The sequence below is a fragment of the Pseudomonas sp. XWY-1 genome (assembly GCF_002953115.1).
Classification (GTDB): Bacteria; Pseudomonadota; Gammaproteobacteria; order Pseudomonadales; family Pseudomonadaceae; genus Aquipseudomonas; species Aquipseudomonas alloputida.
The window spans coordinates 50,807-62,712 of record NZ_CP026332.1 but is presented as its reverse complement, the minus strand read 5'-3'; the positions used below and the strand labels follow the sequence as shown (position 1 = coordinate 62,712).

Here is an 11,906-nt window from a genome sequence, read left to right as displayed (position 1 = left end):
CACCGCATCCCCCGGGAGTAACGCCATGCTCAAGGCCGCGATTGTCCTGATGCTGTTGGCCACGATTGCCAGCCTGTTCAGTGGCCTGGTGTTTCTGGTCAAGGATGATGAAAACTCGACCCGTCTGCTCAAGGCGCTGACCATACGGGTGACCCTGGCAGCCCTGACCATAGGCCTGGTCGCCTGGGGCTTGATCAGCGGTCAACTGGTCTCCCACGCCCCTTTCTGAAGCGCTCACCCGCCCCTACAGGGTTTTCGTATTCACAACACATAGACAAAGATGAACAACCCCACCCACACCACATCGACGAAGTGCCAGTACCAACTGGCTGCCTCGAAGCCGAAGTGTTTTTCTGGGTTGAAATGCCCGCGCAGAATGCGCACGAACATCACGATCAGAATGATCGTGCCCAATGTCACGTGGGCGCCGTGAAACCCGGTAAGCATGAAAAACGTCGCACCGTAGATCCCTGAACCCAGTGTCAGCCCCAGCTTGGTATAGGCCTCGTGGTACTCGAAGGCCTGCAGTGCGATAAAGCTGATGCCCAGGACAATGGTCAGCGCCATCCAGAATTTCAGCGGGCCGCGGTGGTCACGGCGCAAGGCGTGGTGGGCAATGGTGATTGTCACACTGGAACTGACCAGCAGGATGGTGTTGATCAGCGGCAGGTGCCACGGGTCGATCACTTCCTTGGGGGGTGGGAACAGCTTGGGGTCGGGGGTATGCAGCAGCGGCCAGGTGAATTCGAAGGTTGGCCACAGCATGTGTGCAACACCTTTGGCTCCTTCGCCACCCAGCCACGGCCCCGCCAGTACGCGCACATAGAACAGCGCACCGAAGAAGGCCAGGAAGAACATCACTTCGGAGAAGATGAACCAGCTCATGCCCCAGCGGAACGAGCGGTCCAGTTGCGGGCTGTACAACCCGGCGCGGCTCTCCTTGACCACTGCCCCAAACCAGCCGAACAGCATGTAGGCCAGAAAAAACGCACCCACGAAGAAAATCAGCGGCCCGTGGGAATCCGGGTGGCCCGCCTTCATGTCGTTGAACCAGGTGCCCAGGCCGAATACCGTGATGAACATGCCGATGGTGGCGATGATCGGCCATTTGCTCTGCGCCGGAACGTAGTAGTGCTCATGACTTGCCATTGCTGTTCTCCTTCCCTTAACGGGCGCCCTGGACGTCCTGCGCCGCAACGTGCGCGACCGGCGGGTGGCGAGCGGTGATGTCGAACAAGGTGTAGGCCAGTGTCAGGTGCTTCACGCTGGCCGGCAGGTCGCGGTCGACGATGAAGCGCACCGGCATCTCGATGCGTTCGCCGGGCTGCAGCACCTGCTGGGTAAAGCAGAAGCACTCGGTCTTGTGGAAGTAGGCCGCGGCCTCGGCCGGGGTAATGCTGGGTATTGCCTGTGCACTCATCGGCCGGTCGGTCGGGTTGTGGGCGATGAAGATCATCTGGTTCACCGCCCCCGGGTTGACCTCCAGCTGGTCGGCAGTGGAGTAGAAGTCCCAGACCATGTCGCTGGCATTGGTCGACATGAACTGCACCCGCACAGCACGCGTCGGGTCACTGACCTGGCTACCTTCGTACTGGCCGCCGGTCTTGCCGTTGATACCGAAGGCTTTGCACATGACGTCGTAGATCGGCACCAGCGCGAAGCCGAAGGCGAACATCACCACCGTCAGCATCAACAGGCGCGTTACCAGGCGTTTCACCGACAGGCCGTTCATGGCGGGTTCCTATTTCACTTCCGGGGGTGTCTGGAAGGTGTGGTAGGGCGCAGGCGAGGGTATCGACCACTCAAGGCCCTCGGCGCCATCCCAGGGTTTGGCCGGTGCCGGCGCGCCACCGCGGATGCACTTGATGACAATGAACAGGAAGAAGATCTGCGTGGCGCCGAACATGAACGCGCCGATCGACGACACCATGTTGAAATCGGCGAACTGCAGGTTGTAGTCGGGGATGCGCCGTGGCATGCCGGCCAAGCCTACGAAGTGCATGGGGAAGAAGGCCATGTTCATGCCGACGAACGACAGCCAGAAGTGCAGTTTGCCGAGGGTTTCGTCGTACATGTGGCCGGTCCATTTCGGCAGCCAGTAGTAGGCCGAGGCAAAGATGCCGAAAATTGCACCAGGCACCAGTACGTAATGGAAATGCGCCACCACGAAGTAAGTGTCGTGGTACTGGAAGTCTGCCGGGGCGATCGCCAGCATCAACCCGGAGAAACCACCAATGGTGAACAGGATGACAAAGGCGATGGCGAACAGCATCGGCGTTTCGAAGGTGAGCGAACCTTCCCACATGGTGCTGACCCAGTTGAATACCTTCACCCCGGTGGGCACGGCAATCAGCATGGTGGCGTACATGAAGAACAACTCGCCGACCACCGGGATGCCGACCACGAACATATGGTGGGCCCAGACGATGAATGACAGGAAGGCAATGGCGCCGGTGGCATACACCATCGAGGTATAACCGAACAGCGGCTTGCGTGAGAATGCCGGGATGATCGAGCTGACCGCACCGAAGGCGGGCAGGATCATGATGTAGACCTCAGGGTGGCCGAAGAACCAGAACACATGCTGGAACAGCACCGGGTCACCGCCACCTGCGGCACTGAAAAAGCTGGTACCGAAGTGGATATCCATCAGCATCATGGTTACCACGCCGGCCAGTACTGGCATCACCGCAATCAGCAGGAACGCGGTAATCAGCCAGGTCCAGACGAACAGCGGCATTTTCATCAGCGTCATGCCGGGAGCACGCAGATTGAGGATGGTGGCAATCACGTTGATCGCCCCCATGATCGAGCTGATACCCATCAGGTGGATGGCGAAGATGAAGAAGGTGACGCTGGCTGGCGCATAGGTGGTGGAAAGCGGAGCGTAGAAGGTCCAGCCAAAGTTTGGCCCTCCGCCCGGGCTGAACAGCGTCGATACCAGCAGCAGGAAGGCCGCCGGCAGCAGCCAGAAGCTGAAGTTGTTCATCCGTGGCAGTGCCATGTCGGGCGCGCCGACCATCAGCGGAATCATCCAGTTGGCCAGGCCGACGAAGGCCGGCATCACCGCGCCGAACACCATGATCAGGCCATGCATGGTAGTCATCTGGTTGAAGAATTCCGGCTCCACGATCTGCAAGCCAGGCTGGAACAGCTCGGCGCGGATCACCATGGCGAACGAGCCACCCAGCAGGAACATGATGAAACTGAACCACAGGTACATCGTGCCGATGTCTTTATGGTTGGTGGTCAGCACCCAGCGCATCAGGCCCTTGGCCGGGCCGTGCGCATGGTCGTGGCCGTGGGCGTGGTCGTCGATCACTGCACTCATGTCCTGTCTCCTGCAATCCATTGATTGCCGCGAGTAACCCGGTTCACTTGGCTTCTGCCTGCTTCAGCGCCAGCACGTCCTTCGGCGTCACCATGTCGCCTTTGTTGTTGCCCCAGGCATTGCGCTCGTAGGTGACCACAGCAGCGATGTCGACTTCCGACAGCTGCTTGCCGAAAGCGGCCATGGCCGTGCCGGGCTTGCCATGGAAGACAATGCTCAGGTGGTCTTCCTTCGGCCCGGTGGCAATCTTCGAGCCTTTGAGCGCCGGGAACATTGGCGGCAGGCCCTGGCCTTCGGCCTGGTGACAGGCCACGCAGGCGGTGTGGTAGACCTTGTCGCCTCGCGCCACCAGCTCTTCCAGGGTCCATTCCTTGCTGGTCAGCTCCTTGAGCTTGGCGGCTTCAGCCTTGCGCTCGCCCAGCCAGGTGTCGTAATCCGCCTTGGACTTGACCTCGACCACCACCGGCATGAAGCCGTGGTCCTTGCCGCACAGCTCGGTGCACTGGCCGCGGTAGATGCCTGGCTTTTCGATACGGGTCCAGGCTTCGTTGACAAAGCCTGGGATGGCGTCGCGTTTGACCGCGAAGGCCGGCACCCACCAGGAGTGGATCACATCGGCAGCAGTGACCAGGAAGCGCACTTTCGCGCCCACCGGCAGCACCAGCGGCTGGTCGACTTCCAGCAGGTAATGCTCATCCTTGGGCGCCTTGTTGTGGATCTGGTCGGTGGGGGTGGCCAGGTTGCTGAAGAACTCCACGTCCTGGCCCAGGTATTTGTAGTGCCATTTCCACTGGTAGCCGGTGACCTGGACGTCGATGTCCGACTCGCTGGCGTCATAGATGTCGATCAGGGTCTTGGTAGCCGGAATGGCCATCACCACCAGAATCAGGAAGGGCACCACCGTCCAGAGAATTTCCACCCACGTGTGCTCGTGGAAATGCGCGGCCTGCTGGCCAGTGGAGCGGCGGTGGATGACCATCGACCAGAACATCGCGCCAAACACCACGATGCCGATGATCACGCAGATCCAGAAGATGGTCATGTGCAGGTCGAAGACGGCGTTGGAGACTTCCGTCGCCCCTGGGTGCATGTTCACGGTCCAGGCGGCGTTGGCCTGACCAAAAACCGACCACAACAGGAGGCCCATCCAGACATGTGGATGTCGCATCATTGCGGGTTCCCCTTCTAATTCTTGTTGTCCCGGAGGCATGGCCTGCGGCAAGAGGGAACGGCGGTCAAGACTGCATGGCTTCGACGACCGAGCCCCTGCTAAAAGCAGTCGGGCCTCATCAACGAATCACGTTCAACGGGAGTATAGACAGCGACCAATGGCACGCAATGAAGCCTGTGAAATGAACTTCATGAAATGGCCGAATGGCCGGAAAACCGCGTGCTTGACAGGGCATGGCGTAATAATGGCACGTCGATATGCCTGATAGCGCACACGTTTGCGAGGCTTATAACAAATACGTCTTAGGTATTCTGTATACCGAGCTAATTTAGTGTCTTCCGTTTGAAACGTAATGTCCCTGGAGTTGTCATGAACATCGCTGCTGTACGCGAGCAGGTAAGCCAAGCCCATCAACATGAAGGCCAGACCGGCCAATTGAAACAGCGTCTCGAGCTGCAACTGCCCCACCTGCACCCCTCGATCCAACTGCCTGAGCAGGACGCCCAGGGTACTTTGGCGCGCTTCGTCAGCGCCTACATCGATCAGGTTCCGGAATTGCTGGAGGCCGCCCACGAGGTCGCCCGCGAAGCCGGGATTGAATCGCAGATCAAACCTGTACTGAAAATTGCCGAAGCCTACTTCCTGCAGCCGCCCAGCGTGATGCAAGGGCATGTCGGCCTGGACTGCCTTTTGGATGAAGCATACCTGGCGCACCGCCTGGTGGAAGAGGTGAATGACTTGTACATCCGCCACTTCCAGCAGCCGTTGATCCCGGTCGACACCACGGTCGCCAACCTGATTGCCCACCAGTTGATTGGCGAAAGCTTTGCCAACCAGCTGGATGAGGTGGTGCACCACTCGGTCGACGAAATGCTCAATGACGAGAGCTTTGCGGTTGAATCGGTGGAGGCTTATCGAGAGAAGCTGAGCAGCCCGGCAACTGGCGCGGCGTGGAAGCGCTGGCCGTGCCTGTCGCGCCAACTGGGTGTCGAGCTGGGTCAGCCGGCCTGATATACCTGTCACGGCCTAGGTGCATCGGTGGTTCGGCGCAGGCCGTGGTAGGAGCGGGTTTACCCGCGAAAGGGCCGGCCCTGCTGGCCAATCTCCACCCGCCGATCACCGCTGCCGCCGCTACCGTATTCGCGGGTAAACCCGCTCCTACAAACACGCATCGGTGGTTCGGCACAGGCCGTCGTAGGAGCGGGTTTACCCGCGAAAGGGCCGGCCCTGCTGGCCAATCTCCACCTACCGATCCCAGTTGCCGCCGCCATCGATTACACGCATCGGTGGTTCGCCACAGGCCGTCGTAGGAGCGGGTTTACCCGCGAAAGGGCCGGCCCTGCTGGGCAATCTCCACCCGCCGTTCACCGTTGCCGCCGCCATTGATTACACGCATCGGTGATTCGGCACAGGCCGTCGTAGGAGCGGGTTCACCCGCGAAAGGGCCGGCCCTGCTGGCCAATCTCAACCCGCCGTTCACCGTTGCCGCCGCTACCGTATTCGCGGGTAAACCCGCTCCTACGCCCCAACCCCCGCCGTCGTCCGCAACCGCCCCTCGATCCGACGCTTCAGGCGCCGCTGCTCGATCAACAAGCGCGAACCATTGGCAGAATTACTGCGGCTCCAGTCCTCCAGCAACTCAAGGCACGAGTGGTCGATATAGCTCAGGTTCCCCAGCGGCACATGCAGCGTGGTGCCCGCCGGTACGGTATCCAGCACCTGGGTCAGCGCCGGCACCTTCAGGAAGGTCGCCGCACCACTGAGGCGCAGTTCCATGTGCCCATCCTTGGCCAGGCTCACCAGGTTGATCTTCAGCCGCGCCGCCTTGAACGCAAGCTTCAGCAAGGTCAGGGCAAAGCCCAGCAGCACACCGGTCAGCAGGTCGGTAAAGATAATCGCCAGCGCAGTCGCCGCGTAGGTGAACATCGGCATGCGCCCATAACGGCCCAGCCCGCGAAACGCCTTGAAGTCGACCAGTTTGACCCCGGTAAACACCAACACCCCCGCCAAACTCGCCACCGGGATCTGCTGCAGCACGCTGCTCAGCGCTACCACGAAGGCCAGCAACCACAAGCCATGGAAGATTGCCGACGCCCGGGTTTGCGCCCCCGCCTGGACGTTGGCCGAGCTGCGCACGATTACCCCGGTCATCGGCAGGGCACCCAGCACCCCGCACAGCATGTTGCCGATGCCCTGCGCCGACAGTTCGCGGTCGAAGTCCGAACGCTGGCCGCTGTGCATGCGGTCCACTGCTGCGGCCGACAGCAAGGTTTCGGCGCTGGCAATGAACGCCAAGGCAAAGGCGGCGACCAGCAGGGTAGGGTCGGCCAGTTGCAACAGGTCCTCCGGACGAAGCCAGTCGATGGCCTCGGACAGGTCGGCCGGTACCTGCACGCGGTTCACCGGCAAGGCCAGCCACATGCTGATAGCGGTCATGCTGGCCACGCCGAGTAATGCACCCGGCACGAAACGCAGCCGCTGCGGCCGCAAGCGCTCCCAGCCCCACATGATGGCGATAGTCCCCAGGCCCAGCGCACCGGCCATCCAGCCGGCGCCGGTGCTCTCCTGAGGCAGGGCTGCCGACAAAGTTGCCGGGAACGCCAGCAGGTTCTGCAGGCCCGACGGTTGCGGCGCGGTGTCGAACATCACATGCACCTGCGAAAGCACGATCAACACGCCAATCCCGGCGAGCATGCCGTAAACCACCGCCGGCGCGGTCACGCGGAACCAGCAGCCCAGGCGCAAGCGACCGGCAAGCAACTGCAACAGGCCGGCCAGCAACAGGATTGGCCCGAGCATGGCCATGCCGTGCTGGCGTACCAGCTCGAACACCAGTACCGCCAGACCGGCAGCAGGGCCGCTGACCTGTAGCGGCGATCCAGCAAGGAAACCGACGACAATGCCGCCGATAATCCCAGTAATCAGGCCTTTTGCCGGCGGCATGCCAGAAGCGATCGCAATGCCCATGCACAACGGCAAGGCCACCAGGAAGACCACCACCGACGCCAGCAACTCACGCGGCAGGGCCGCTTTCAACTGTGTAATGTTCACCGTGTTTCTCCTTTCTCTAGTCGTACGGCCATTCCCCTGGCCGTGGGCACGTTTGCCCCTGACAAGCGCGCAGGCGCGGGCCGCCAGCGAGCACGCCGGCAGGGCAGTCAGGGAATTCAAGGCAGCCGAAGGCCGCGCCACACCCCTGCAGGGTGCAGCCGGCTATCAAGGTTCTAGCGGCGGACGGGTCGCTTAGTAGCGGCCTCTCGGAGTGGCGCAGGGAACGGGTTCACCCGCGGCCAAGGGCAGGAAGCTGTCGCTGGCGGCGTCGTAGGCTTCGATCTTGCTGGTCTCGATGTCGTACACCCAACCATGAATGAACAGCTCACCGGCTGCCAGGCGCGAGGCCACCGAAGGATGGGTGCGCAAGTGATGCAGCTGGGCGATGACGTTCTCTTTGGTCAGCACTTGCATCGTCTCGTGTTCGCTGCCGCAGGAGCAGTTGTTCTCGACCACGGTGCGGGCCACTTCAGCGTGGCGCAACCAGGCGCCAACGGTAGGCATCTTGGTCAGCGACTGCGGGTTGAGTACCGCACGCATGGCGCCACAGTCGGAGTGGCCACAGATGATGATGTGGTGCACTTTAAGCGCCATTACGGCGTACTCGATGGCGCTGGAAACGCCCCCGTTCATCTGGCCATAAGGCGGTACCACGTTACCCACGTTACGGGTCACGAACAGGTCGCCTGGCGAGCTCTGGGTGATCAGCTCGGGAACGATGCGCGAGTCGGCACAGGTGATGAACATGGCGCGTGGTGTTTGCGCGGTGGCGAGCTTCTTGAACAGCTCTTGCTGATCAGGGAAAACATCATGGTGAAAGCGCAGGAAGCCGTCGACGATGTGCTTGAGGGCAGCATCGGCGCTTTCCGCGGGGACCTGCGGTACGACCTTGGATGGGTCCTTGACGGGCATGATTCATCCTCTTGACGGTGTGTAGGTAAATCCATTTTACCGGTGAAAGATTCAGGCTATGCAGGGTTTTAGATGACACGCACGGGCCATAGATCACAGTCGCTGTGAACTTGTTACCTACGCTAGCGGGGAAAACTTAACTGAAACTTAATTCGAAGGCTCTAGAACGGGCGTTCCAGATGAAAAAGGCGGGAACTGGATAATAGCAAAAAAACATCAACTGCCAATATGTATTAGTGCAATTATTGGTTGTTATTAGTTGCGTTGTGAGCAATGCGCAGCCCCCTGTGGGGGGTGGGTTCATGTCAGAACAGCGCCATCTGCCCACCCGGAGGGCAAAACGCCGAGCAATCCAGCGCCTGCGCCTCGCGCCCTTCGAAGTCCAGCCGTTTCATCGCCTTGGCAAAGCGCTGCGCCAGCAACTCGGCAAATACCCCTTCACCACGCATGCGCACGCCGAACCGGCTGTCATACAGCTCGCCACCGCGGCTCTGGCGGATCAGGCTCAACACATGCGCCGCCCGCTGCGGGTAATGGTCCTGTAACCACTGCTCGAACAACGGCGCCACTTCCAGCGGCAGGCGCAGCATCATGTAGGCCGCACTCTGGGCGCCAGCCTCCTTGGCCGCCTCCAGCAGGCGTTCCAGTTCACTGTCGTTGATCATCGGAATCATCGGCGAACACAAAACACCCACCGGTACGCCCGCTTCACGCAATACCCGGATGGCCCTCAACCTCGCACCGGGTGAGGCCGCTCGGGGTTCGAGCACCCGTTTGAGGCCGTCGTCCAGCGTGGTCAGGCTGATCATCACCCGTGCCAGGCGCTGGCGGGCCATCTCGGCCAGCAGGTCGAGGTCGCGCAGCACCAGTGAACCCTTGGTGACAATGGTCACCGGGTGACGAAAACGCAGTAACACTTCGAGCAAGCGCCGGGTCAGCAACTGTTCCCGCTCGATCGGCTGGTACGGGTCGGTGTTGGAGCCCAGATTGATCGGCGCGCACACGTAGCCCGGTTTGCTCAATTGCTGTGCCAGCACCTCGGCGGCGTTGGTCTTGGCAATCAGTTTGGTCTCGAAATCCAGGCCGGGAGAAAGGTCCCAGTAGGCGTGTGAGGGGCGGGCATAGCAGTAGATGCAGCCATGCTCGCAGCCACGGTAAGGGTTGATGGAACGATCGAAAGGGAGGTCGGGTGAAGTGTTGCGGCTGATCACCGACTTGGCTGTCTCGATTCGCACCTCGGTACCCTGGGTTTGCGGCACTTCCTGGTACCAGCCATCATCTTCCGCCACCGAACGACCAGGGGCAAAGCGGTTGTGTGGATTGTGCGCCGTGCCACGGCCCTTTTGCGGTGCTGGAGGAATCATGGCTCACCCGAGTACTGTATTCATATACAGTATCGTGCATGCCGGGATCTTTCCAGCACCTCTGGTCTGACTACTTCAGGCCATGCCAGCCGAGATACGCTGCCTGGCTCGATTGCCGCCCAAGAAACGCCTCGATGCCTTCACGCAATGGGCGCGATGCCCCTGGGGCGAACAGTGCTTCCTGCAGTGCCCGACCCGTAGCTCCGTTCAACAGGCCCTCGGCTTCGAAGCGGGTGAACACATCGAAGGCATGCACATCCGACCACAGGTAGGCGTAGTAACCTGCATCGTAGCCGTTCACAAGGTGGTCGAAGGCATGCGCCGGATGTTCGAAATCAGCGAGTGGCCAGTAACCGCAACGCGCGCGGGCATCACCCAGTCGCTGTTCAAAGGTCCTGCCATCGTTTGGTGTGCCATGCAGGTCCATGTCGAACAGCGCCAGGCATAGATCACCCGCGATCTCCTCCACGCTCTGCTGCCGTAGCTGCCGCAGGCACTCATCGGCTTGCTTGCGGGATAGTTGGTGGCCATCGTGGGTGCGCGCCGAGATCGCCACCAGGTAGTCCGCGTCCCAGACCCAACGTTCGAACAGCTTGCCGAACAACTCCACACCATCGGTGCCCAGCTCGGTCACATTGGACATGACGTGGTTCGTCGTACGTACCAGCAGGTGGTGCAGGGCATGGCCGAATTCATGGAACAGCTTGCGCAGTGACAAATGATCGAGCAACGGCTGTGAGCCTGATAGCGCTTGCGGCACATCACTGAACACCACCACCGAGGCTGCCTGGTAGATACCCTCTGCATCGACCCGGCGATTCCTTGCATAGGTGGTGAACACCGCGTCTGGCTGCTTGCCTGCGTGTTGCACGGCATCCAGATACAGAAAGCCAATGAAAGCGCTGTCCTGCCAAACCTCGAACGGCTGCACGCTGTCATCCCAGACAGGCAGCGCTTTGGGCTGCAGCACTGCACCAAACAACGTCTGCGCCAATTGCTGCAACGCACTGACAACAGTATTCAGCGGGAAGTAATCGCGCAGCGCTTCGGCAGGAAACTCGCTGCGCGAAGCACACCGCAGGTACTCGAAATCCCAGGGTTGGGGTTTGCCCAGGCCCTGCTCGGCAGCCCAACACTCCACCTGCGAACGCCACCGCAACATGGCAGGTCGCACATGATCGGCCAGATCGTGGAGAAAGCTGCACACCTGGGCTACCGAACCCGCACTCTTCACCTGCAGGCTCTGCTCCAGATGGCCGGAATAACCGAGCAGGAGGGCCTTCTCCTCAAGTAATTGCGCCAGTTGCTGCAAATACGTGCGGTTGTCCTGTTGCCGATCATGGCTGACGCCACGGGCGTGAAAAGCCCGGTACACGCGCTCACGGAGCTGGCGGTTGTCAGCATGTTTGAGCACCTCACGCGTAGTCACCGTGTCACACGCAATCAACCACCCCTGCTTACCTGCTTGCTGTGCGCTTGCAGCCAATTCGTCACGTACCCGCTGCGGGATGCCGCTCAGCTCCGCTTCATCGGTGATATTCAACCCAGGCCGGTCGATGTTGCTGCGGAACGCCTCGCGTGCAGTGCCAATCTGCGCTTGAAGGTCTGCCAGATGCGCTTTGCCTGCGGTGTCGAGTAAAGCCCCGCTAGCGGCGAACTTGCCCAGGTGCCAACGCAAAGTGGCACGCTTCCCGACATCCAGTTGCTTGCCGATGTCACTACCGGCCAAGCGTGCATACAGGTCATGCAAAGCCGTGTTGGCGAATTTTTGCTCGAAGCGCGCCGTCACTTTCCCGTAGAAATGAATGATGGCGTTGGCCCACGCCGTATCCCGGCCGACCAGTGGTGAGGCGGCATACAACACTGCCAGCAGCCGGCTATCCAGCCCATCCACCGCCAGCACCATGTCATCCCAGGTGGGCATGGTTCGTTGATCACGGATGATGCGTTCGACACCGTTCTCGTGTGCCTGCAGCACGTGAGCGAATGCCGCCTGCATGTTTTCGAGGGTGATGGAAGAGTAATCGACGGGGATATGGCTATCTTGCAGAAGAGGGTTGGCCATGGTGCATCACCT

Annotated in this window: 10 protein-coding genes; 2 read left to right on the top strand and 8 right to left on the bottom strand. The window is 60.8% G+C overall.

The features are described from left to right. The first annotated feature begins 25 nt into the window (after window positions 1–25). Complete coding sequence (locus PRJ_RS00315) at window positions 26–229, top strand: twin transmembrane helix small protein (RefSeq protein ID WP_020191169.1); 204 nt, start codon at window positions 26–28, stop codon at window positions 227–229. A 32-nt stretch (window positions 230–261) separates the two neighbouring features. Here the strand turns inward: PRJ_RS00315 and PRJ_RS00310 are convergent, their stop codons facing one another. The 4 genes from PRJ_RS00310 to coxB are packed head-to-tail and all read right to left on the bottom strand — an operon-like array spanning window position 262 to window position 4,502. Next, on the bottom strand, window positions 262–1,149 hold the full coding sequence (locus tag PRJ_RS00310; RefSeq protein ID WP_104960543.1) for a cytochrome c oxidase subunit 3: 888 nt from the start codon (window positions 1,147–1,149) through the stop codon (window positions 262–264). 16 nt (window positions 1,150–1,165) lie between these two features. Continuing rightward, window positions 1,166–1,732, bottom strand: coding sequence for a cytochrome c oxidase assembly protein (locus tag PRJ_RS00305; protein ID WP_003253035.1), 567 nt, complete (start codon window positions 1,730–1,732; stop codon window positions 1,166–1,168). A 9-nt stretch (window positions 1,733–1,741) separates the two neighbouring features. Beyond that, window positions 1,742–3,331 carry a cytochrome c oxidase subunit I gene (gene ctaD / locus PRJ_RS00300; RefSeq protein ID WP_014589242.1) on the bottom strand — a complete coding sequence of 530 codons (1,590 nt, stop codon included), beginning with the start codon at window positions 3,329–3,331 and terminating at the stop codon, window positions 1,742–1,744. A gap of 43 nt (window positions 3,332–3,374) precedes the next feature. Next, window positions 3,375–4,502 carry a cytochrome c oxidase subunit II gene (gene coxB, locus PRJ_RS00295; RefSeq protein WP_104960542.1) on the bottom strand — a complete coding sequence of 376 codons (1,128 nt, stop codon included), beginning with the start codon at window positions 4,500–4,502 and terminating at the stop codon, window positions 3,375–3,377. Between the two features lie 369 nt (window positions 4,503–4,871). On the opposite strand from coxB, the gene PRJ_RS00290 reads away from it, so the two are divergent. Continuing rightward, complete coding sequence (locus PRJ_RS00290; RefSeq protein WP_014861534.1) at window positions 4,872–5,513, top strand: hypothetical protein; 642 nt, start codon at window positions 4,872–4,874, stop codon at window positions 5,511–5,513. Window positions 5,514–6,020: 507 nt separating this feature from the next. On the opposite strand, the gene PRJ_RS00285 is transcribed toward PRJ_RS00290, so the two are convergent. From PRJ_RS00285 to PRJ_RS00270, 4 genes are all read right to left on the bottom strand, one after another. Further along, the gene (locus PRJ_RS00285) at window positions 6,021–7,553 is read right to left on the bottom strand and encodes a SulP family inorganic anion transporter (RefSeq protein ID WP_104960541.1); all 1,533 of its coding nucleotides are present in this window, start codon (window positions 7,551–7,553) and stop codon (window positions 6,021–6,023) included. 192 nt (window positions 7,554–7,745) lie between these two features. Further along, window positions 7,746–8,465, bottom strand: a complete 720-nt coding sequence (locus PRJ_RS00280) for a carbonic anhydrase (protein WP_003253046.1) — start codon at window positions 8,463–8,465, stop codon at window positions 7,746–7,748. A gap of 305 nt (window positions 8,466–8,770) precedes the next feature. Beyond that, on the bottom strand, window positions 8,771–9,829 hold the full coding sequence (locus PRJ_RS00275) for a PA0069 family radical SAM protein (protein WP_064492522.1): 1,059 nt from the start codon (window positions 9,827–9,829) through the stop codon (window positions 8,771–8,773). 70 nt (window positions 9,830–9,899) lie between these two features. Next, entirely contained in the window at window positions 9,900–11,894 is a 1,995-nt protein-coding gene (locus PRJ_RS00270) for a M3 family metallopeptidase (protein ID WP_104960540.1), read from the bottom strand. Between the last annotated feature and the right edge of the window lie 12 nt (window positions 11,895–11,906).